General features: G+C 68.7%; 20 protein-coding genes and 3 pseudogenes. 10 read left to right on the forward strand and 13 right to left on the reverse strand.

The features are described from left to right. Positions 1–2 precede the first annotated feature (2 nt). On the forward strand, positions 3–1,448 hold the full coding sequence (locus VFE83_RS18100; RefSeq protein ID WP_324908748.1) for a PLP-dependent aminotransferase family protein: 1,446 nt from the start codon (positions 3–5) through the stop codon (positions 1,446–1,448). Positions 1,449–1,452: 4 nt separating this feature from the next. On the opposite strand, the gene VFE83_RS18105 is transcribed toward VFE83_RS18100, so the two are convergent. Beyond that, positions 1,453–1,872: a hypothetical protein gene (locus VFE83_RS18105; protein WP_324908750.1), complete on the reverse strand. Its 420-nt coding sequence runs from the start codon at positions 1,870–1,872 to the stop codon at positions 1,453–1,455. Positions 1,873–1,983: 111 nt separating this feature from the next. Between VFE83_RS18105 and sufT the strand changes: the two genes are divergently transcribed. The 6 genes and pseudogenes from sufT (at position 1,984) to VFE83_RS18130 (ending at position 9,195) form a co-directional block, all read left to right on the forward strand. Beyond that, the gene (gene sufT, locus VFE83_RS18110; RefSeq protein WP_324908752.1) at positions 1,984–2,538 is read left to right on the forward strand and encodes a putative Fe-S cluster assembly protein SufT; all 555 of its coding nucleotides are present in this window, start codon (positions 1,984–1,986) and stop codon (positions 2,536–2,538) included. Positions 2,539–3,053: 515 nt separating this feature from the next. Further along, positions 3,054–4,781 (forward strand): annotated as a pseudogene (locus VFE83_RS18115) (S8 family peptidase); the annotation flags it as partial. Between the two features lie 135 nt (positions 4,782–4,916). Further along, positions 4,917–5,144, forward strand: a pseudogene (locus VFE83_RS18120) (proprotein convertase P-domain-containing protein); the annotation flags it as partial. 205 nt (positions 5,145–5,349) lie between these two features. Next, positions 5,350–6,597: pseudogene (locus VFE83_RS18125) on the forward strand (zinc-dependent metalloprotease); the annotation flags it as partial. A gap of 138 nt (positions 6,598–6,735) precedes the next feature. Next, a complete protein-coding gene (locus VFE83_RS19560; RefSeq protein ID WP_414674785.1) occupies positions 6,736–6,963 on the forward strand; it encodes a proprotein convertase P-domain-containing protein in 228 nt (75 codons plus the stop codon). Positions 6,964–7,176: 213 nt separating this feature from the next. Further along, on the forward strand, positions 7,177–9,195 hold the full coding sequence (locus VFE83_RS18130; protein ID WP_324908756.1) for a proprotein convertase P-domain-containing protein: 2,019 nt from the start codon (positions 7,177–7,179) through the stop codon (positions 9,193–9,195). An 88-nt stretch (positions 9,196–9,283) separates the two neighbouring features. On the opposite strand, the gene VFE83_RS18135 is transcribed toward VFE83_RS18130, so the two are convergent. The 3 genes from VFE83_RS18135 to wrbA all read right to left on the reverse strand — a co-directional run bounded on the left by VFE83_RS18135 (position 9,284) and on the right by wrbA (position 10,761). Beyond that, positions 9,284–9,769, reverse strand: coding sequence for an asparaginase domain-containing protein (locus VFE83_RS18135; RefSeq protein WP_324908758.1), 486 nt, complete (start codon positions 9,767–9,769; stop codon positions 9,284–9,286). 69 nt (positions 9,770–9,838) lie between these two features. Further along, positions 9,839–10,171 (reverse strand): DUF2069 domain-containing protein, encoded by a 333-nt coding sequence (locus VFE83_RS18140; protein WP_324908760.1) that lies wholly within the window; start codon positions 10,169–10,171, stop codon positions 9,839–9,841. Then, the gene (wrbA, locus tag VFE83_RS18145; protein ID WP_324908762.1) at positions 10,168–10,761 is read right to left on the reverse strand and encodes an NAD(P)H:quinone oxidoreductase; all 594 of its coding nucleotides are present in this window, start codon (positions 10,759–10,761) and stop codon (positions 10,168–10,170) included. Before wrbA ends, VFE83_RS18140 begins: the two co-directional genes overlap by 4 nt. A gap of 76 nt (positions 10,762–10,837) precedes the next feature. Here wrbA and VFE83_RS18150 point away from each other — a divergent pair, with 76 nt between their 5' ends. The 3 genes from VFE83_RS18150 to VFE83_RS18160 are packed head-to-tail and all read left to right on the forward strand — an operon-like array spanning position 10,838 to position 12,975. After that, the gene (locus VFE83_RS18150; RefSeq protein ID WP_324908764.1) at positions 10,838–12,103 is read left to right on the forward strand and encodes a YihY family inner membrane protein; all 1,266 of its coding nucleotides are present in this window, start codon (positions 10,838–10,840) and stop codon (positions 12,101–12,103) included. A 3-nt stretch (positions 12,104–12,106) separates the two neighbouring features. After that, complete coding sequence (locus VFE83_RS18155; RefSeq protein WP_324908766.1) at positions 12,107–12,709, forward strand: TlpA disulfide reductase family protein; 603 nt, start codon at positions 12,107–12,109, stop codon at positions 12,707–12,709. Beyond that, entirely contained in the window at positions 12,706–12,975 is a 270-nt protein-coding gene (locus VFE83_RS18160) for an acylphosphatase (RefSeq protein ID WP_324908768.1), read from the forward strand. Before VFE83_RS18155 ends, VFE83_RS18160 begins: the two co-directional genes overlap by 4 nt. Before the next feature lie 24 nt (positions 12,976–12,999). Here the strand turns inward: VFE83_RS18160 and VFE83_RS18165 are convergent, their stop codons facing one another. From VFE83_RS18165 to hemA, 9 genes are all read right to left on the reverse strand, one after another. Next, positions 13,000–14,274 carry an acyltransferase gene (locus VFE83_RS18165; protein ID WP_324908770.1) on the reverse strand — a complete coding sequence of 425 codons (1,275 nt, stop codon included), beginning with the start codon at positions 14,272–14,274 and terminating at the stop codon, positions 13,000–13,002. A 163-nt stretch (positions 14,275–14,437) separates the two neighbouring features. Next, complete coding sequence (locus VFE83_RS19565; protein ID WP_414674783.1) at positions 14,438–14,854, reverse strand: CopL family metal-binding regulatory protein; 417 nt, start codon at positions 14,852–14,854, stop codon at positions 14,438–14,440. Between the two features lie 106 nt (positions 14,855–14,960). Then, positions 14,961–15,737, reverse strand: a complete 777-nt coding sequence (gene ppk2 / locus VFE83_RS18170) for a polyphosphate kinase 2 (RefSeq protein ID WP_324908773.1) — start codon at positions 15,735–15,737, stop codon at positions 14,961–14,963. Further along, positions 15,737–16,081 (reverse strand): helix-turn-helix domain-containing protein, encoded by a 345-nt coding sequence (locus VFE83_RS18175; protein WP_324908775.1) that lies wholly within the window; start codon positions 16,079–16,081, stop codon positions 15,737–15,739. Before VFE83_RS18175 ends, ppk2 begins: the two co-directional genes overlap by 1 nt. 77 nt (positions 16,082–16,158) lie before the next feature. After that, positions 16,159–16,680 carry a molybdenum cofactor biosynthesis protein B gene (gene moaB, locus VFE83_RS18180; RefSeq protein ID WP_324908777.1) on the reverse strand — a complete coding sequence of 174 codons (522 nt, stop codon included), beginning with the start codon at positions 16,678–16,680 and terminating at the stop codon, positions 16,159–16,161. A 38-nt stretch (positions 16,681–16,718) separates the two neighbouring features. Next, positions 16,719–18,431, reverse strand: coding sequence for a tetratricopeptide repeat protein (locus VFE83_RS18185; protein ID WP_414674784.1), 1,713 nt, complete (start codon positions 18,429–18,431; stop codon positions 16,719–16,721). Beyond that, positions 18,428–19,213: a GNAT family N-acetyltransferase gene (locus VFE83_RS18190; RefSeq protein ID WP_324908779.1), complete on the reverse strand. Its 786-nt coding sequence runs from the start codon at positions 19,211–19,213 to the stop codon at positions 18,428–18,430. Before VFE83_RS18190 ends, VFE83_RS18185 begins: the two co-directional genes overlap by 4 nt. Positions 19,214–19,391: 178 nt before the next feature. Then, positions 19,392–20,477 (reverse strand): peptide chain release factor 1, encoded by a 1,086-nt coding sequence (prfA, locus tag VFE83_RS18195; protein WP_324908781.1) that lies wholly within the window; start codon positions 20,475–20,477, stop codon positions 19,392–19,394. A 54-nt stretch (positions 20,478–20,531) separates the two neighbouring features. Beyond that, positions 20,532–21,812 carry a glutamyl-tRNA reductase gene (gene hemA, locus VFE83_RS18200; RefSeq protein WP_324908783.1) on the reverse strand — a complete coding sequence of 427 codons (1,281 nt, stop codon included), beginning with the start codon at positions 21,810–21,812 and terminating at the stop codon, positions 20,532–20,534. Between the last annotated feature and the right edge of the window lie 35 nt (positions 21,813–21,847).

The following is a 21,847-nucleotide window of genomic DNA, read 5'->3' on the forward strand; positions in this document are numbered from 1 at the left end:
CGATGCACCTGCAGCTGGACGGGCGAGGGCCCCTGCACGCACAGCTGACGCGTGCCCTGAAGACCGCGGTGTTCGCCGGCCGCGTCAGCCAGGGCGCCCGGCTGCCGGCCACGCGCCAACTGGCGCGGGAACTGGGCGTCTCTCGCAATACCGTGCTGGCCGCGTACGAACAACTGCGTGCCGAAGGATTCGTCGACGGCCGGGTCGGCTCGGGCAGCTACGTCACCCCGCCCGTGCAGGCGCCGCGGCCCCTGCACGCGGTGGAGGCGCCGTTGCCCGCGCAGTCGCAGTTCGCGCGCCGGGCGCGCGTGGTGCATGACCACCTGCGCATTCCCGGCCGTGGCATTCCCGGGGTGCGCTGGGCGTTCCAGTACGGCGTGCCGCTCACCAACCCGGCGCTCACCAGCGCGTGGGCGCGCGAGCTGGCGCATGCCGCGGCCTACACCTCGCCCAACTATCCCGCCTCGCAGGGCCTGCCGGCATTGCGCGAAGCCGTGTGCGACTACCTGGCGCGCCGCCGCGGGGTGCAGGCGGAACCGCAGGACGTGGTGATCGTCGACGGCACGCAGCAGGCCGTCGCGCTGACCGCGCGCGTGCTGCTGGACCCGGGCGACGAGGTCGTGCTGGAGGAGCCGCACTACAACGCGATGCGCGAGGCGCTGCAGATCCACGGCGCGCAGGTGCGCACGGTGGACGTCGACCGTCACGGGTTGCAGGTCGATGCACTGCCTGCGCGCGGGCCCAAGCTGATCTGCGTGACGCCTTCGCACCAGTTCCCCAGCGGGGCGGTGCTGTCGCTTTCGCGCCGCCTGCAACTGCTGGAGTACGCGCGGCAGCACGGCAGCTGGATCCTCGAGGACGACTACGACGGCGAATTCCGCTACGACGCGCGTCCGCTGGCCGCGTTGCGCTCGCTCGACGACGGCGACCGCGTCATCTACGTGGGTACGTTCTCCAAGGCGATGTTCCCCTCGTTGCGGCTGGGCTACCTGGTGGTGCCGGCGGGGCTGCGCGGGGATTTCGTCAACGCGAAGTGGCAGGACGACTTCGGTTCGTGCGGCATCCAGCAGGCCGCGCTGGCGCGTTTCATCGCCGAGGGTGGTTTCGAACGGCACCTGCGCCGCACCTGGAAAACGCTGAAGGAACGCCGCGCCGCGTTGCTGGAAGGACTGCAGCGTTGCAGCAGGGGCCGTCTGCAGGTCGAGGACTCGCAGGCCGGCATGCACCTGGTCGTGTGGCTGCAGGATTGCGATGCGGCGCAGGGCGAGGCGTTCATCGCGCGCGCCCGCAGCCATGGACTGGGGCTGTATCCGATCTCGCCCTACTACCTTTCGCCGCCGGACCGCGCGGGGCTGCTGCTGGGTTATTGCGGCCTGTCGGTCGCGCAGATCAACGACGCGATGACCGCGTTCGGCGCCTGCCTGGATGAATTCCTGGACGAGCGCTGAGCGTTCAGCGCGACAGCCAAGCGGCAACGAGCAATCCGACCACGATCCACACCGCGTCCATCGCGCTGTTGGCCAGCTGTACCATGATCCAGGCGTGGTGCCAACCCAGGCGCGTGGCTGAATCCAGCGGATCCAGGCCCATCATCGCGCCCAGCTGCGTGGCGGTGATCCACCAGTTGGAGACGACCACGACGGCGGCGGTGGCGAGAACGCCCGCCACCATCCGTCCCCGGCCCGGGCGCCAGTGGCCCAGGCGCAGCATCCAGGCGACGTCCAGCGCGCCCACCACCGCCATCCAGCCCAGTTGGCGGCCGGTGTAGAGGCTTCCCAGCACCCACGCGGCCGCGAATCCGCAGGCGCCGAGCAGCAGCAACAGCCACGACAGCTTCGGGGCGCGGCGGGCAGGCGGGGCGGGTGGTGTCATCGACGGCTCGGACAACGGCGGGCCGCACAGCATAGCGGCCGGGTCCGCGCGCGCCACTGCCGGTAGAATGGCAGACCTTGTGCCGCGGTCCGGCACCCCAATCTACCCGGCATGTATTCCCGCAGCAGCGAACCCGTCCGCTTCGAACGCGATTGCGACGTCGTCATGGTCCCGCAGGGCGAGCAGGTGACCCTGCCCGCAGGCAGCGTCGGCTACATCACGCAGGGCCTCGGTGGCAGCTACACCGTGTTCGTCGAAGGAAACCTCTTCCGCGTCGCCGGCCGCGATGCCGACGCCATCGGCAAGGAAGCGCCCGAACCGCTCGAGTTGCCCGAGGGCGCCGACGACGAGGCCGTCGAGCAGATGGTGTGGCGCCAGTTGCGCACCTGCTTCGATCCGGAAATCCCGATCAACGTGGTCGACCTGGGCCTGGTGTACGAGGCGCGCATCGTGCCGCATCCGGAGCAGCCGGGGCGCAAGGTCGAGGTGCGCATGACGCTCACCGCGCCGGCCTGCGGCATGGGCGACATCCTGGTGGCGGACGTGCGCGACAAGCTGGAGATGATCCCCACCGTCGCCGAGGCGGACGTCGAGCTGGTGTTCGACCCGCCGTGGAACCGGACGATGATGTCCGAGGCGGCCCGGCTGGAAACCGGCATGTTCTGAGGCACCGCCGGATACCCGGCCGAACAAGACGCCCCTTCCGAACGCCCCGGCCTTGCCCGGGGCGTTCGCGTTTTCGCGCATTCGCCGCGCGCGGCGTGAAGACGCCGCCACATGAACGGGGCGCCGCGCGTGAAGGTTCGTGACGCCAGTCCCAAGCCCGTTTTTTGCTGATCCTGTTCATTCGCCCGGCGGTAGGGGCGACCGTACCGTGCGCGTTGAGCAACTTTGAGCAGGCCGTCCGCGGCCTGCCCGACCCCGATCCGGTGCCGGGCCGGTTGGGGACGCAAGACCCGGCACCGCGCATCCGCGGGTCCCGGGCACGGGACGACCGTCCCCGATCCAGGCATGCGTGATGGCCGGGCTGTCGCAGTCTCTGCGGCACCGGTGTCGTCGTCTGTAGCAGGCCGGTCGTCCACCTCGACGTGGCGGCCGTACACAGCGCTCCGCCGCATGGTGCCAAGGCACCGGCAGGCGGGGTCGTCCATCACGCAGTACCACCTTCGGGGGTTCCACAGATGTCCGAACGTCGTCAGCGCCGCATGCGCCTGCATGCGCTCTCCGCAGCCACCGCCATCGCCCTGTCGTCCGCCTTCGCCGGGCCGGCGATGGCGCAGCAGGCCCGCGTCAACCTGTCCGGCCTGGATGCCGGAACCGGCAACGACCGCTTCATCGTCAAGTACAAGGACGGCAGCGCCGCGCGCGCGGATGCCGCCACCCTGCGCAGTTCGCTGAGCACCGCCGCCTCGACGGTGGCCGGCAAGGGCAAGGCGCTGGGCCTCACCCATCTGCGCCGCACCGCCACCGGTGCGGACGTGGTGCGTGCCGACCGCCGGCTCGATCGCGTCGAGGCCGAAAGCCTGATGCGGCAGATCGCCGCCGACCCCAGCGTCGAGTACGTCGAGGTCGACAAGATCAACAAGCCGCTGCTCACCCCCAACGACACGCGCTACAGCGAACAGTGGGGTTACTCGGGCACCTACGGCATCAAGGCCAACCAGGCCTGGGACGTGACCAACGGCAGCGGCACGGTGGTCGCCGTGCTCGACACCGGCATCACCAGCCACAGCGACCTCAACGCCAACGTGCTGCCGGGTTACGACTTCATCATCGACACCACCGTGTCCAACGACGGCAACGGCCGCGACAGCGATCCGAGCGATCCGGGCGACTGGGTCAGCGCGAACCAGTGCGGCGTGCCGCATGCGGCGCAGCCGTCGAGCTGGCACGGCACGCACGTGGCCGGCACGATTGCCGCCGTGACCAACAACGCCAAGGGCGTGGCGGGCGTGGCGTACGGCGCCAAGATCGTGCCGGTGCGCGTGCTGGGCACCTGCGGCGGTTACGACTCCGACATCGCCGACGCCATCATCTGGGCTTCCGGCGGCACCGTCAGTGGCGTGCCGGCCAATGCCAATCCGGCCGAAGTGATCAACCTCAGCCTCGGCGGCAGCGGCGCCTGCGGCACCACCACGCAGAATGCGATCAACAGCGCCGTCTCGCGCGGCACCACGCTGGTCATCGCCGCCGGCAACGACAACACCAACGTCTCCAACGCCTCGCCGGCCAACTGCGCCAACGTCATCGCGGTGGCTTCCACCACCAGCACCGGTGCGCGTTCCAGCTTCTCCAACTACGGCTCGCTGATCGATATCGCCGCGCCGGGTTCGAGCATCCTGTCCACGCTCAATAGCGGCAGCACCACGCCGGGCAGCGAGACGTACGCGTCGTACAACGGCACCTCCATGGCCACGCCGCACGTGGCCGGCGTGGTCGCGCTGCTGCAGTCGGTGTCGACCACGCCGAAGACGCCGGCCCAGGTGGAGGCGTTGATCAAGGCCAACGTCACCCCGTTCCCGTCGACGCCGTCGCAGACCATCGGCCCGGGCATCCTCAACGCCAAGGCAGTAGTCGATGCGGCCAATGGCACCACGCCGCCGACCGGCACGTTGACCAATGGCGTGCCCGTTACGGGTCTGTCGGGCAGCACCGGCACCGAACTGCGCTACACGCTGGCCGTGCCGGCGGGTGCGACCGGGCTGAAGTTCGTCACGTCCGGCGGCAGCGGCGACGCGGACCTGTTCGTGAAGTTCGGCAGCGCGCCGACCACGGCCAGCTACGACTGCAAGTCCGAAGGCAGCACCAACGCCGAGACCTGCAACATCGCCACGGCGCAGGCCGGCACGTACCACGTGCTGGTTCGCGGCTACTCGGCGTTCTCGGGCCTGAGCCTCACCGGCAGCTACACCGCCGGCGGCGGTGGCGGCACGCAGACCTACACCAACGCCACCGACTACACGATCAGCGACAACGCCACGGTGGACAGCCCGATCACGGTGTCCGGCCGCAGCGGCAACGCACCGACCAACGCGTCGGTGACGGTCGCCATCGTCCACACCTACCAGGGCGACCTGAAGGTGGACCTGGTCGCGCCCGACGGCAGTCTCTACAACATCCACAACCGCTCCGGCGGCAGCGCCGACAACGTCAACAAGACGATGACGTTCAACCTGTCCAGCGAGCCGCTCAACGGCACGTGGCGACTGCGCGTCAATGACAACGCCGGCGGCGACGTGGGCTACATCAACAGCTGGTCGGTGACGTTCTGATCCACTTCGTCTGACGTTACACGCATGTGCGACACCCGCTCCCGGCAAGGCCGGGAGCGGGACCTGCCGCGTCGCGGTCGCAGCCTCTCTCCACGGGAGAGGGGTTGGGGTAAGGGTTGGCGAAGTGTCAACGCTGGCACTTCGAATCAACACCACCGAACGCGTCGCGGGAAAGGACATCCCATCCAAGCAGGAGAACACATCCATGGACCGCACCATTTCCCTGCGCGCACGGCTGGCTGTCGCCGCCGGCGCACTCCTCGCATCCGGCGCCGTATTCGCTGCCCAGCCGCTGTTCCTCGGCCCCGCGCAGGTACAGGCCCAATCGGCCACTACCGCCAGCCGCCTCGCCGCCCAACCGGCCACCACATCACTGCGCGCCATGCGTGCCGATGCCGGCGTCGTGAGCGCGCGGACATCCGAGATCGAACTGGACCTGGGCCTGCAGCGCGTCAACGCGGTGCTCGAACAGGCCAAGGCGCAGCCCGATGGCAGCCTGGTGTGGATCGGCCACGTGCGCGAGACCGCGAAGGCACGCGCCGCCACCGCGCGCGAAGTGCGTCACGACGGCAACAACTCGGTGATCCTGGTGCGCCGCGGCGAGGGCGTCACCGGCAACGTGCGCGTGGACGGCCAGCTGTATCGCATCCGCCCGCTGCCCGACGGCAGCCACGCGGTGATCGAGGTGAACGAAGCGGCGATGCCGCCGGATCACCCGAGCGCGTTCGGCGACCTGCCGCAGATCCAGATGGCACCGGCAGCGGGCCAGGTGAGTGCGCTGGCGATCGATCCGGGCCCGACCGCGACCATCCGCGTGCTGGTGGTGGCCACCAATAACGCGGTGTCGGCGTACGGCGGCGACATGCAGGCGCTGGTGCAACTGGCCGTGGCCGAATCGAACCAGGGCTACGTCAACTCCAATGTCGGCATCAACCTGGAGCTGGCCGGCTACACCACGGTGAGCTACGCGGACGTCGGCATGAGCACGGACCTGTCGCGTTTCCGCGGCACCAGCGACGGTTACATGGACAACATCCACGCCCTGCGCGACAGCAATGCCGCCGATGTGGCCGTGCTGGTCGGCAACGACTCGTCCGCGTGCGGACTGGCGTCGGGCATCGGCTCCACGGCGAGTACCGCGTTCGCGACGGCGTACTGGGACTGCATCACTGGCTACTACAGTTTCGCGCACGAGATCGGCCACCTGCAGTCGGCACGCCATGATCCGGCCACCGACCCGACCAACACGCCCTACGTGTACGGCCACGGCTACCGCGCACCGAACAACGCGTGGCGCACGATCATGGCCTACAACTGCACGCCCAGCTGCCCGCGCCTGAACTACTGGTCCAATCCGGACGTCACCTACAACGGCGTGGCGATGGGCACGGCCGACCGCAGCCACAACCAGCGCGTGCTGGTGAACACCAAGGCCACCATCGCGGCCTTCCGTGGCGGCGGTGGCGGCGGTGGCAATCCGCAGACGTACAGCAACGCCACCGACTATGCGATCGGCGACAACACCACCGTCGACAGCCCCATCGCGGTGTCTGGACGCACCGGCAACGCACCGACCAATGCCTCGGTGGCGGTGAACATCGTGCACACCTATCGCGGCGATCTGCGCGTGGACCTGGTGGCGCCGGACGGCACGCTCTACAACCTGCACAACCGCAGCGGCGGCAGTGCCGACAACCTCAACAGCACCTACACGCGTGATCTGAGCAGCGAGCCGCTCAACGGCACGTGGCGATTGCGCGTCAACGACAACGCCGGCGGCGACACCGGCTACATCAACAGCTGGGGCATCACCTTCTGACCGTCGGGCCGGCCGCGCGCCGGCAACGGTGGACGCCATCCCGGCCGCGTGCCGGGATGGCCTTGGGGCCGCAACCGGTACCGGCCCGCAGGGGGTGGCAACAGTTCGACGGCGTGTCGCCGGATGCGACACGGACGCCGATGGGAATCGCACTTGCCGGGTGCCACGTCGCGCCTCGCGCGCGATCCATCAACCGAACAGGGAGCATGTTCAATGAAACGCATCTGCGCCTGCATTGCCCTTCTGGGACTGTCGATCGGCAGTGCCCTGGCCGCGTCCGGCAGCGTTCGTCCGGCCGCGTTCGACCATGCGATATCGCGACTGTCCACCGTCGAAATGCGCACCATGCCCGCGGTCGACGTGCCGCGCCTACAGGCCGAGGATCGCGAACGCGACCGCCTCGACCTGCCCACCCGCTTCGCCCAGCCGCTGGCGGTGGACCTCACCCCGCTCAACTCCGGCACCTGGGAAGACTTGGACGCCGCGAACGTTGTCTGGCGCCTGCGTGTCGAATCGCGCGGCGCGCTGTCGCTCAATTTCGGCTTCAGCGAATTCGCGATGCCGCAGGGCGGTCGCATGCTGGTGTATCCGGCAGGCCAGACCGCCACCTCCGATCCACGCCAGGTACGCATATTCACCGCCGCCGACAACGAAACCCACGGCCAGTTGTGGACGCCGGTGATCGAAGGGCAACAGGCGGTGATCGAAGTGGTGCTGCCGCGCGAACAGGCCGGCGCGCTGCGCCTGCGCCTGAGCCAGGTCGGCCACGACTACCGCGGTTTCAGCCGCCTCGCACGCGGCGAGGAACTGCTGCAGCCGCAGGGCGTGTCCGGCAGCTGCAACGTCGACGTGGCATGCCCCGAAGGCGACGGCTGGCGTCCGCAGATCCGTTCGGTCGCGGCCATCTCCACCGGCGGCAGCCTGTTCTGCAGCGGCAGCCTGCTCAACAACACCGCGGGCGATCGCCGCATGTTCTTCCTCACCGCGAACCACTGCGGCATCAACAGCGGCAACGCGGCTTCGCTGGTGACGTACTGGAACTTCCAGAACTCCACCTGCCGCATTCCCGGCACCGCCGCGAGCGGGCAGGACGGCGACGGTACCCTCGACCAGTTCCTGACCGGTTCGTTCTTCCGTGCCGCGAACGCCGCGTCCGACTTCACCCTGGTCGAACTGGACGACGCGGCACCGGCGGCGTTCAACCTGTTCTGGAACGGCTGGGATCGTCGCAGCGGCGACTTCAGCGGCGCCACGGGCATCCACCATCCCAGCGTCGCGGAGAAGCGCATCAGCCACGGCACCAGCGCCACGCGCACCACCAGCTACGGCGGCGCCAACACCAATCCGACGTCGCCGGGCGATGGCAGCCACATCTTCGTGCGCTGGATCCCGGGCATCGGCGTGACCGAAGGCGGTTCGTCCGGCTCGCCGCTGTTCAGCCCGGAGAAGCGCGTGATCGGCCAACTGCATGGCGGTCCGTCGTCGTGCTCGGCGACCGACGTCGCCAAGGCGGACTACTACGGTCGCGTGTCGGTGTCGTGGACGGGCGGCGGCAGCAACAGCACGCGCCTGAGCAACTGGCTCGACGCGGCGGGAACCGGCGCGCAGTTCATCGACGGCCTGGATTCGTCGGGTGGCGGCAATGCACCGCCGATGGCGAACTTCAGCGTCACCACCAGCGGACTCACCGCCAGCTTCACCGACAGTTCCAGCGATACGGACGGCACGATCGTCTCGCGCAGCTGGACCTTCGGCGACGGCGGCACGTCCACCGCGATCAATCCGAGCCGCACCTACGCCGCAGCGGGTACGTACACCGTCACGCTGACGGTCACCGACGATGACGGCGCCACGAATACGCGCACCGCCTCGGTGACGGTGGGCAGCGGCCCACAGACGTACACCAACACCACGGACTACGCGATCAGCGACAACGCCACGGTGGAAAGCCCGATCACGGTGTCCGGCCGCAGCGGCAACGCGCCGAGCAATGCGTCCATCGCGGTGAACATCGTGCACACCTACCGCGGCGACCTGCGCGTGGACCTGGTGGCGCCCGACGGCACGGTCTACAACCTGCACAACCGCAGTGGCGGCAGCGCCGACAACCTGGTGCAGACCTACACGCGCAACCTGACCAGCGAGCCGCTCAACGGCACATGGCGGCTGCGCGTGAACGACAACGCCAACGCGGACACGGGCTACATCAACAGCTGGAGCGTGACCTTCTGATTCTCTCCACGCGCCGCGTCCTCTCCCCCCTTCCGCGCGGCGTCTTCGCCCCGGCTCCGGCCGGGGTTTTCTTTTTCTGGCGCAGACGTCAGATCGGTTCGAAGCGGTTGGCCGAGACGTTCTTGCGCACCTTCATCGGGTCCCAGATGCGGCCATTCATGGCGATGTACACGCCCGGCGGCAGCGACTGCACCGCACCGACCGCGCAACCGACGTTGAACTCCGCATCGGAGCCGCGGAAGCGTGCAGGGCTGAGTGCGCCGGTCAGCACGATGGTCTTGTCGGTGAGCGAGGCCAGCACCTTGGCGGTCTCGACCATGGTGTCGGTGCCGTGCGTCACCAGCACGTGCTGCGCCGGCTGCGCGGCGATGGTGGCGCGGATCAGCTCGCGGTCCTCGGCGCTGATGTGCAGCGAGTCCTTGCGCAGGATCGGGATCACCGTGAACTGGAAGCCCACGCCCAGCTCGCGCAGCATGCTGCCGATCTGCGGCTCGCCGATCTGGTAGTCCGACTTGTCGTCGAAGTAGATCTTGTCGATCGTGCCGCCGGTGGTGACGATGCAGAGCTGTTCCATCGTGGTCGCGCGTTGTGAAAACCCGGGAATTATACGGCCCGCCCGGGACGGAACCGCAGCGCGGATCGCTCAGCCGGGCTTGCGGCCGAAGCGTGCGCGCAGGCCCGGCAGGCTGGCGGCGAACACGATGACGATGGAGAGCACGACCTCGGCCAGCGCGAACCCGCGTTCGTCCGGTCGCGTGTAGGCCACCATGACGCCGTGGCTGAACCACGCCAGCGCCAGTACGCCGGCCCAGAACGAGGCGCTGCGCTTGCCGCGCAGCGCGGCCGCGGCCAGCGCCAGCGGCGGCGCAGCGAACACCAGCAGTTCCGCCACCGGTGACGGCTGCGACCCGAACCACGCCGCATACAACGCCATCAGCGCCAGCAGGGCGATCACCAGCACGTGCCGCGCGCTCATGCCGACACCTTCGCAACCAACTGCGCCAGGCGGCGGCCGAGTGCGCGCGCCAGCTGCGCTTCCTCGTCGGTGGGCTGCGGGTCGTCGTCGTTGCCGGCGACGTGGCTGGCGCCGTACGGCGTGCCGCCGCTGCGCGTGCTGCTCAGCGCCGGCTCGGTGTAGGGAATGCCCATCAGCACGCAGCCGTGATGCAGCAGTGGAACCATCATCGTCAGCAGGGTAGATTCCTGGCCGCCGTGCATGGTGGCGGTGGAAGTGAACACCGCCGCGGGCTTGCCGACCAGCGTGCCGCTGGCCCACTCGGCCACGAGGCCGTCCAGCCAGTGCTTCACCGGCGCGGCCATGTTGCCGAAGCGGGTGGGGCTGCCCAATGCCAGCCCGGCGCATTCGACCAGGTCGCGCGGCTCCACGTACGGCGCACCGTCCTCGGGCACCGGCGGCGCCGCGGACTGGGTGACGGCAGCCACGGGCGGCACCGTGCGCAGCCGCGCCGTCATGCCATCCACCTCGCCGATCCCGCGCGCGATGTGCCGCGCCAGCCGCGCCACCGAACCGCCGCGGCTGTAGTAGAGCACCAGGATCTCGGGCATCGCGTCCTCCTTCAGGCGGCACAGGATAGCGGCTTCGTGACCCCGCGACCGGCGTGCATCGGTTACCCTCCGCGCGATGGAGCCACTGGACACCTTGTATCGCTGGAGCGAGCGCGCACGCGACCGCGCCCGGGTAGGCACGTTCTTCCGCTTCCTGGCGCGGCGCTTCCTCGAGGACAACTTGTTCCAGGCGGCCGGTGCGCTGTCGTACACGACGGTGTTCGCGCTGGTGCCGCTGTCGATGGTCGTGTTCGGCGTGCTGTCGGCCTTCCCGGTCTTCAGCGAATGGAGCGACCGGCTCAGTGACTACATCTTCTCGAACTTCGTGCCGAGCGCCGCGCGTTCGGTCGAGGCCTATCTCAAGCAGTTCTCGGCTAACGTGGGCCAGCTCACCACCGCCGGCGTGATCGCACTGGTGGTGTCGCTGCTGATCACGCTCAACGGCGTGGAGACCACGTTCAACCGCATCTGGCGGGTGAAATCCGCGCGCCCGCGCATCGGCCGCTTCCTGGTGTACTGGACGGTGCTGACGCTGGGCGCACTGATGGCTGCCGCCAGCCTGGCGATGTCGGCGCGGTTCTTCGCCATGTCGATCTTCGAGACCGAAGCCGGCCACGTGCTGCAGGCCATGATGCTGCGCCTGGCGCCGATGGGCATCGAGCTGCTGGCCTTCGCCGCCATCTACCGCGTGGTGCCGCACCGCACGATCCACTGGCGCCACGCGCTGGCCGGGGCATTGCTCGCCACCATCGGATTCGAAGTCGTGAAGTGGGGCATCGGGCTGTACCTGGGCAACTTCACCTCGTATTCGAAGCTGTACGGCACGCTCGCCTTCGTGCCTATCTTCCTGCTGTGGATCTACATGAGCTGGGTCGCGGTGCTGCTTGGCGCATCGCTGGCATCGTCGATGTCGGCGTTCCGCTACCAGCCAGTCGGCATGCGCCTGCCGCTGGGCTTCGAGATCTACGGACTGTTGCGCCTGCTCGCACGCTTCAACGAAGCGCGTGCGGAAGGGCGCGGCCTGCACAGCGACGAGATCGAAACGCTGGAGCCGATGCTCACCGACGCGCTGGTGCAGCAGATGCTCGCGCAGCTGCACGAGATCCGCGTGGTGCGTCGCGCGGAGACCGGCGAATGGCTGCTCACGCGGGATCTGGACGAACTCTCGCTGGCCGAACTCTACGAGGCGTGCCAGTTGCGCATTCCCGTGGTCGAAGCGGTGTTGCCGTGCCGCGACGATTCGCTCGGACGTTCCGCCATCGCCGCACTGGACGAGCTGCGACTGCCCCTGCGCGAGCTGCTCAAGCGCCGCGCGTCCACCATCCACGCCGACGAGAGCTGACCCATGTCCCGCCATCCGTTACCCGTGTCCCTGCTGGCCGCCGCGCTCGTCGCCATGCTGCTTCTGGGCGCCTGCAAGAAGAAGGAGCCGGACACCGACATCGCCACGCCGCAGACGCCGGGCGACACCGGCGCCCTGACGCTGCCGCAGCCGGCCGAGCAGCCGCGCACCGAGCGCGACGTCGAAGTGCCTGGACTGAAGATCGCCACCATCGACGGCAAGCCATACGATCTGGCCGCGCGTCGCGGCAAGTGGGTGGTGGTCAACTTCTGGGCGACGTGGTGCAAGCCGTGCCTGAAGGAGATGCCCGAACTGTCCGCGCTGGATGCCATGCGCGAACACATCGAGGTCATCGGCCTGGCCTACGAGGAAATCGAGCCTGAGGACATGAAGGTGTTTCTCAAGCTGCATCCGGTGGTGTATCCCATCGCGGTGGTCGACACCTACAACCCGCCGGCGGATTTCGCCACGCCGCGCGGCCTGCCGATGACCTACCTCATCGCGCCGGATGGCAAGGTGGCCGACAAGTTCCTCGGCCCGGTTACCGCCAAGGACATCGAGGCCGCCATCGCCAAGGCCGGCGGGCCGAAGGCCGGGCAGTCATGAGCGCCGCGCGGTTCGTCGTCAGCGGCAAGGTCCAGGGCGTGTTCTTCCGCGCTTCCACGCGCGAACAGGCCCTTGAACTGGACCTGCGCGGCTACGCGAAGAACCTGCCCGACGGGCGCGTCGAAGTGCTGGCGGCCGGCAGCGACGCGGCGCTGGACGCACTGGCTGCATGGCTGCGGCAAGGCCCGCCACAGGCCCGCGTGGACGACCTGGAACGCCTGCCGGCCAGTGACGACGAGGTGGGCGAGGGCTTCATCACCGCCTGATCGGCACGCGCATTGCCGAAGCCCTCACGGACTCCCGGCCCCTGTGCCTTGGTGCGGACGATCAGTCGACGCCGCCGAAGCTGTCACGGCACGTGACGACGATCCTTCCAGCGCCCGCCCGCCATTCATGAGGGCGAAGGCCCCGGGTGCATGGCGCGCCAGCAGCGACCCCGCCAGCATGCCGATCGCCACGGTGAGCACGACACTCGACGCGTAGTGCGCGACCATCCAGACGTCGGTTTCGGCGGGCACCCACCGCCACAACAGCAGCTTGATCTGCGCGATGAGCGGGAAGTGCAGCGCGAAGAGGAAGAACGCGAGACCGCCTTGGCGCGCCAGTGCCATGCCGGCACGCGTGGAGGCGACGTGCTGTATCAGTCCCCAGCAAGCCAGCACGCCCACCAGGCGCATCGCCCGCGTCGCGCCCGTCAGCCATTCGGGCCGGCTTCCCTCCCACTCGATCCACAGTGGTGCCAGCGCGCGCAGGGTGACCAGCGCCAGGTACAGCCCCAGCAGGACCAGCGTCGCCCCGGGCCCGATTTCCAGCCGGACTTGGCGCATGCGCAGGAAACCGCCCAGGTAGAAGAAGAACACGACGTCCGTGCGGAAGAAGATCAGCAGGCCGCTGCCGACCAGCCACGCGGCGCCCAGCACCGCCACGCCGACGTACGGCGACCGGCGCAGCGACCACCAGAGCAGCGGACTGACGAGGATCGAGACGAACAGGTCTCGCACGAACCAGAACTGGAACCCGACCGGCCGATGCGTGATGCCGAACACCGCATTGGCGTAATCGAGGATCGAGGCCTGCCCGAAGCGGAAATCGAGTTCGCCCAGAAGCTCCGATCCGGGGCTAAGACGGTACAGCGTCCACAGCAGCGCCATGAAGACGGCATTCCAGAACACCAGCGGCACGTAGAGGGAGCGAAACCGCCCGCGGATGCGCCTGGGCAAGGCCTGTGATGCCTGTTGCGCAGGGAAGGAGAAGAACAGCCAGCCCGAGATCATGCTGAGCAGTGGCACCGCGCTGAAGAAGAAGAACAGCACGAAGCTGTTGACGAAGGTCGCGACCGGATGATGGGCGGGGTCGAGTCCATCGAAGGGCGTGGCGGTGGAATTGGGGTACGCGTGGTAGTGCAGGAACACCAATCCCACGATCAACGCGATCCGGGCCAGGCCGATGGCATGGGAGACCTGCAGGTCCGACAGTGGCCGATCGTCGCCCCGAAGCCATCGCAGCAGCCGGACCGGCGCGGCCTTCCACGCCATGGATACGGAAGTGTCGAGCGGGATGCTCACGGGATGACCCCTGAATATCTGGCGGCGTGTGAGCACGACCACGGTGCATCGGCCGCGGTCGGGCAACGAGGTGAAAGGCGCGGCGATGGGCCACGTCCGCGTTCTGGCTCAGAAGCCCGTCGTTCGCGCACGTCACGCGCCTGCTGGCGCCGACGTTCGCGCGCTATCCGATCGGAGGTCGGATCAGTTGCGGAAGGAAAGCATCCGCATGGCCCGGGTCAGGCGCACCGGGGTGGTGCATGTGTGAGGCGAACGATTCCACCCGCCATCCCGCAGGTATCGCGGCAAACGCGTGTTGCACGCATGTGCACGGGCAGGACCCGGATGCGCAACAGTCCGTCGTCCCGCCTCGACCGGAACGATCTGCATCGCCTCCGGATTGCGACGTCGTGACCTGTGGTGCCGATACAGCGCTCTCATGGCACGGCGGCACAGAGGCGGTGCGCTCGGGTTCGGCAGGCGAACGCGGAGCTTCCATGCGCGCCGTGGCCATCTGCGTCGATGCCATTGCCACCGAGATCCCGTCAAAGACGAGGAGCAGGCACAGTACGACCCGGAGGAGTAGCGACCTGAGCAGCATCTCCTTAAGTTATCCGCGGCGGCTGAATGACGCGTCACGCCGCGCGAATGCCTTTGCTTTCGGCAACTTATGCATGAAGACCGCGTCAACGCGCGCGTGCGACCGGTCAATCCTTCCCGGGCACGATCGGGTCGATCACCGTGTAGCGCTCCTGCCTCAGCTTGTGCTTGAGCGGCGGGAACTCGACGCAGTGCTCCGGCACGCGCTTGTCCGGGAGGCGGTCGAGCAGGTCGCGGATCAGCGCGAGTCGCCCGCGCTTCTGGTCGTTGAAATCCACCAGTGTCCACGGCGCATGCGCGGTATGCGTGGCGCGGAGCATCTCCTCACGCGCCCGCGTGTAGTCGTCGTAGCGTTCGCGCGATTCGACGTCCAGCGACGACAGCTTCCAGCGCTTGAGTGGATCCTCCAGCCGTTCGGCGAAGCGCTCTTCCTGCTTGGACTGGTCGCAGCACAGCCAGTACTTGAACAGCAGGATGCCGTCGTCGACCAGCAGTTGCTCGAAGGTCGGGGCCTGGCGCAGGAACGTCGCCACCTGCACGTCATCGGCGAAGCCCATCACCTTCTCGACGCCCGCGCGGTTGTACCAGCTGCGATCGAACAGCGCGATTTCGCCGGCGGCCGGCAGATGCGGAATGTAGCGCTGGAAATACCATTGCCCCATTTCGCGCTCGCTCGGCCTGGGCAGCGCGACGATGCGGCACTGGCGCGGGTTGAGATGCTCGGCGATCGCTTCGATGGCGCCGCCCTTGCCGGCGGTGTCGCGGCCTTCGAACAGCACCACCAGCCGCCTTCCACTGTCGCTGAGCCAGCGCGCCATCTGCACCAGTTCTACCTGCAATGGCTCCAGCCGCGACTTGTAGTCCTTGCGCTTCAGCTTGGCCATCACGCTCTCCTGCGGCGGCGCGTGCGGGTGCCGGCCATGCTGCGCGCCACTTCGAGCAGCGCGCCCTGCTGGCGCGTGTCGAGCGCGCGATAGGCGGCGAGCAGGTCGTGTTCGCCCTTGGTGCGGGCGGGGTCGAGCGTGCTCGCCAGTTCCGCCAGCAATGCGCCGGCCGGCACGCCGAAGGCGCGGGCGAGGGCGTCGAGTTGTTCACGCGCGGGAAGCTTTTCGCCCTTCAGCCAGGCGCTGACCGTGGCGGCACCGGCGCGCGGTATAGCGGTGGCCAGGTCGGCGGCGCTGAGGCCTCGTGCCTTGGCGAGCAACTGCAGGGTGGTGTCCAGCGGCATGGCCTCGCTCCGGTAGCGCCTGGCGTGCAGGCGCGATGGTCCAACGACGATGGGGAACCGCCGGTGACGGCGGCGTGTCAGCGTTCGCGCAGGCGGGGACGCAGCGTCGCCAGGTTGCACGGGCGAGTACGCGAGTCCAGCTGCGAACGGATGATCTTCTCCCACGCGGTACGACAGGCCGAGGTCGAACCCGGCAGCGCGAACAGGAACGTCCCGTTGGCCAGCCCGGCGAATGCGCGCGACTGCAGCGACGAAGTGCCGATCTCGTCCAGGCTGATCGCGCGGAACAACTCGCCGAAGCCGGGCATCTGCTTGTCCAGCAGCGGCAGCAGCGCCTCGGGCGTGGAGTCGCGGCCGGTGAAGCCGGTGCCGCCGGTCACCAGAATGCCGTCGACGCGTTCGTCGGCGATCCAGCGCGAAACGAGCGCGCGCATCAGGTAGATGTCGTCGCGCAGCAGCTCGCGTTCGACCAACTGGTGGCCTGCGTCTCCAAGCGCCTGCACGAGGTAATCGCCGGAGCTGTCCTGCGCGAGCGTGCGCGTGTCCGAAACGGTCAGCACGCACAGGTTGAGCGGAATGAAGTCGTCGGTGGCGGTCATGGCTTTGCCGGCAGTGGGTTATTCGTAAATGGTTGGACTCACCCGGCGGCAGGGTCAAGGCGCGCCACGTCGCCGCGAGCCATGTGCTCCACGGCGCTGCTGAAATCCCGCGCGAAACCGCCCATGTCGAACAGGCCGGCCCTGCGGCGGTGTTCCGCGAGTTCGCGCTTCAGTTGCGCCAGCGCGCCGGGCGTCGTTGCCAACGCGACGGCGCGGGCGATGAACGCCTCATCGCTGTCCACGTTCATCGCGTCCATGCCCAGGTGATGGTTGATGCTGCCCGCGACGCGTGCGGCGAAGGTATCGCCAGGTCGCGTGAGTACCGGGCAACCTGCCCACAGGGCATCGGAAGCTGTGGTGTGCGCGTTGTACGGTTCGGTGTCGAGGAACAGGTCCGCATGCTGCAGGCGCGCCATGTACAACGCATGCGGCTGCTTGGCCATGAACACCAGCCGCGACGGGTCCACGTCGTGTACGCGTGCGGCATCGCGCAGCCGCGCGTCGGCTTGTCCGGGGCCGGAGAGCAGCCACAGCACGCTGCCGGGTACCTGGCGCAACACCGCGAGCGCGCGTGCCATGCTGCGCGGGTTGAGCTTGTAGCTGTTGTTGAAGCAGCAGAACACGACGCCGTCTTCGGGCAGTCCGCACTCCGCGCGCGAAGGCGGCGGCAGCAGTTCGCGCTGCACGTCAGACGGCTGGAAGCAGCGGGGCAGGCGCACCACGCTCTCGCTGAAGGCGTGCTCCATCGACGCGGGCAACACGAATCCGTCGGCGAGCACGTTGTCGATCCACGGCGCGCCCGACGTGCCGGGGTACGCCAGCCAGTTGACCTGCACGCGCGCCGGCCGCATCGCCAGCACTTCCGGCGCGCCCCCACCGCCCCAGCCGCGCAGGTCGAACAGCACGTCGATGCCGGCGTCGCGAATACGCTGCGCCACGTGCACATGCGGCTGCTGGGCCACGTCGTGCAGCACGTCCGCAGCTTCGCGGAGTCGGCCGCGGATCGGACTGCCATCGTCGCGGTTCAACGCGAAGAGGTGGATGTCGAAAGGATCCAGCCGGCGCAATTGCTCGAACATCGCAACCGTGAGCAGACCGGTCGGATGGGCCCCGAAGCCGTTGGACAGGAAGCCGACACGCAGTCGCTCGCGGGACGCGGCCGGTGCGGGCGGGAGCGGACGCACTCCGCGCGCGACCATCGACGCACGCAGGCGAGCGCATTGCAGCTGTTCCGCCGCGGTCGCGTCCTCGCTCAGGAATGCGAAGGGCTCGACCGATGCGGTCGCGTTGCGCACGGCCGCGCGCACCTGCGTCGCCAGCACATCAAGTTCGCGCCAGTCGCACAGCTTGCGCCGCCACGCGAGCAGGTAGGCGGCGATCTGCGGTTCCGCCGGAGCCAGTGCGTGGGCACGCGAATACGCGTCGGCGGCCGCTTCCGCTTCGCCCACGTCTTCCAGCGCATGTCCCAGCCACACCGCGATGCCGGCGTGCCCGGGCGCATTCTCCGCGGCTGCCCGCAGGCTCGCGACGGCGTCTTCGCGGCGCCCCTGCATCCACTGCGCGCGTCCCAGGCGTGCCAGCGCTTCGGGATGCCCGGGTCGCAGACCTAGCGCGCGCTGTGCGGCGGCTTCACCAGCGCGCGCATCGCCTGCATCCAGTTCGGCCTCGGACAGCAGGATCCACGCGATCGCATCGTGCGGCGCGCGCTGCACCGCCATGCGGGCCTGATCGCGTGCGCCCAGTGCGCTCACTGCGCCGCCACGTACAGCCACGCGCTGCGGCCGGACGCGAGCGTCACCCGCACGCGGCGGTAGTCGCCCTGTTCGTACTCGTCGGCGCGCTGCAGCTCCGCCTGCGTGATGCGCAGCAACTGGCCGGGGACGCGATCGCCATCGGACCCCGTTTCATGGACGACCGGGTGCTTCACCACGCCGCTGGTCGCCACCGCGTCGGGGTCGCGTTCTTCCAGCCAGTCCATGCGGAAACCGACCAGTGCGTCCGCCGAGCCGTCGAGCCGGCGATCGAACAACCGGCGCTGCACGGCTTCGTCCTGCAGCGTGCCGTAGGAGAACAGCGCCTCGTCCGCCGGCGGAAACGAACGGCTGTACCACTGCGTCTGATCCTCGTGCCAGCCGGCGTCGCGATACACGGCGCGTGCGGTGTCGTTGTCGCGCGTGGTCTCCAGCACGATGCCGGCCGCACCATCGTCGCGCGCGAACGCCTCGGCTGCGTCCAGCAGTGCGCGCGCCACGCCGCCGCGGCGCGCATGCGCGGCCACGTACAGGTCGTTGAGGATGTACATCCGTGCGGTGCGCACGGACGAGAACATCGGATAGAGCTGGGTGAAGCCCACCGCTTCGCCGTCGCGCATGGCAAGGAAGATCACCGACTCGCCGCGCTGCAGCCGCTCCTGCAGGAACGCGCGTGCGCGCGGCAGGTCGGATGGCTGCGAATAGAACTGCCGGTACGCATCGAACAGCGGGACAACGGCGTCGAGCTCGGCGGCGGTGACGCGCTGGATCGCAAGGGGCATCGGGAACGTCCGGGCTCGGGGGTGACGTCGATTCTAGTGAGCCCGCTGATTTGCTGTCATTCCCGCGAAGGCGGGGAATCCAGGCGGCAGAGTCGGCATGTTTCGGCAAGGCAGCGTCGCCGGAACGTTGGATCCCGCCGACGCGGGGATGACGGTTCAAGTCGCGCTGTCTGGCCGCTCAGCCTTCCTGCGTCAGCCGTGCGAGTTCGTCGGCCTGGTGCTCGTGCTGCAGCCGGCCGACCAGTTCGTCCAGCCCGCCTTCGATGACGTTGGGCAGGTCGTACAGGGTCAGGCCTTCAACGCGATGATCGGTGATGCGGCCCTGCGGGAAGTTGTAGGTGCGGATGCGCTGGCTGCGGTCGCCGCTACCCACCTGCAGCTTGCGCGTGGCGGCCTGCGCCGCGGCGGCCTTCGCGGCCTGGGCTTCGGACAGCATCGCCGCCAGCCGCTTCATCGCCTTGTCGCGGTTGGCGTGCTGGCTGCGCTCGGTCTGGCTTTCGACCACGATGCCGCTGGGCACGTGGGTGATGCGGATCGCCGACTCGGTCTTGTTGACGTGCTGGCCGCCCGCGCCGCTGGAGCGGAAGGTGTCGGTCTTCAGGTCGGCGGGATTGATCTCGATCGGCTCGCCCTCGGCTTCCACCGGGATGATCGCCACCGTCGCGGCCGAGGTGTGGATGCGCCCCTGCGATTCGGTCTCGGGCACGCGCTGCACGCGGTGCGTGCCGGATTCGAACTTGAGCCGCGAATACGCACCGCGGCCTTCCACGCGCGCGATGACTTCCTTGAAGCCGCCGTGTTCGCCCGGGCTGCTGGATTCGATTTCGACCTTCCAGCCCTGCCGTTCGGCGTAGCGCGCATACATGCGGAACAGGTCGCCGGCGAAAATCGCCGCCTCGTCGCCGCCGGTACCGGCGCGCACTTCCAGGTACAGGTCGCCTTCGTCGCGCGGATCCTTCGGAATCAGATGCGCGAGCAGCTCCGCGTCGAGCTGTTCGAGGCGGTGCTGTGCGGTGGCGATCTCCTCCTCGGCCAGTTCGGCCAGTTCCGGATCGGCACGCATCGCCTCGGCGGCAGCCAGGTCCTGGCGCGCCTGTGTTTCCGCCTTCAGCGCAGTGGCGACGGGTTCGAGCTGCGCGAACTCGCGCGAGAACCGGCGAAAGCGGTCGGCATCGGCGATGACGCCGGCATCGGAGAGCAGTCGTTCGAGTTCTTCGCGCCGTTCGGCGAGGGCTTCGAGCTTGCGGCGCAGCGTTGGGGTCATGGGGCCAGGAGCGAGTGGAGAGGATTGGGAAACGAGTAAAAAGCCCGCTGCGAGCTAATTCTCCCGTTCCTCGTTCCTCTCCACTCGTTCCTCGCTGACGGGGAACAGCTTTTCGGCGGCGCGAGCCAGGTCGCCGTTGCCGGTCAGTGCGGCCTCGCGCAGCGCGATGGTCGGCGCGTGCAAAAGGCGGTTGGTGAGCGTGTGCGCCAGGAAGTTCAGGACTTCCTGCGGGTCCTGCCCGGCAGCCAGTTGCTGCTGTGCCTTCGCCAGCACGTCGGCGCGCGCGGCCTCCCCGTGGGCGCGCAGACGCTTGAGCGGCTCGGTGCGCGTGCTGGCGGCCAGCGTTTCGGTGAAACGCGCGACCTGCAGCTCGACAATGGCCTCAGCCTCGATGGCCGCTTCGCGGCGGCTGCGGCGGTTGTCCTCGATGGCGCGCTCCAGATCGTCCACCGTGTACAGGAAGACGTCCTTCAGCTCGGCCACGTCCGGCGCGATGTCGCGCGGCACGGCCATATCGAGCAGCAGCATCGGCCGATGCTTGCGCGTGGCCAGCGCCGCGGCGAGCTGCGGCCGATGCAGGATCGGGTCGCGGCTGGCTGTGGCGGAGATCACCACGTCGGCCTCGCCCAAGTGCTTGTCCAGTTCGCTCAGCGGCAGCGCGAAGCCGCCGTGGCGGCTGGCGAGGTCTTGCGCATGCGCGAGGGTGCGGTTGGCGATGAGCAGCCGCTTGGCCTTGGCCTGCACCAGGTGGCGTGCGGCCAGTTCGATGGTTTCGCCCGCGCCGATCATCAGCACGGTCGAATCGTCCAGGCGCGCGAACGACTCCTGCGCCAGGCGCACAGCTGCCGATGCCACCGACACCGGATTGGCGCCGATGCGGGTGTCGGTGCGGGCGCGCTTGGCGGTGGTGAAGGCATGCTGGAAGAGGCGGTCGAGCTGGTTGCCGAGCGTGCCCGCGCTGCGCGCGGTCGCCCAGGCGTCCTTCACCTGGCCCAGGATCTGCGGCTCGCCCAGCACCAGCGAATCCAGTCCTGTCGCCACGCGGAACAGGTGGCGCACGGCGTCGGCGTCGCGGTGGCGGTACAGGTAGGCGTGCAGGTCGCCGACATCGTCCGGGTGCGTTGCCAGCCAGTCCGCCAGCGCCTGCCCGTCGTCGTTGGCCACGGCGTACAGCTCGGTCCGGTTGCAGGTGGACAGCAGTGCCACCTCGTGCACCTGCGGCAGCGTCTTCAGGGCACCCAGCGCAGCCGGAACCGTGTCGCCGGAAAACGCGACCCGCTCGCGCAGGCTGACCGGCGCGGTCTGGTGGTTGATGCCCAGTACGAACAAACTCATTTGACGCCCGACTCTTCCGTTCAGGTGCTTGCGAT

It is taken from the genome of Lysobacter sp., from assembly GCF_035655815.1.
Lineage (GTDB): Bacteria > Pseudomonadota > Gammaproteobacteria > Xanthomonadales > Xanthomonadaceae > Lysobacter_J.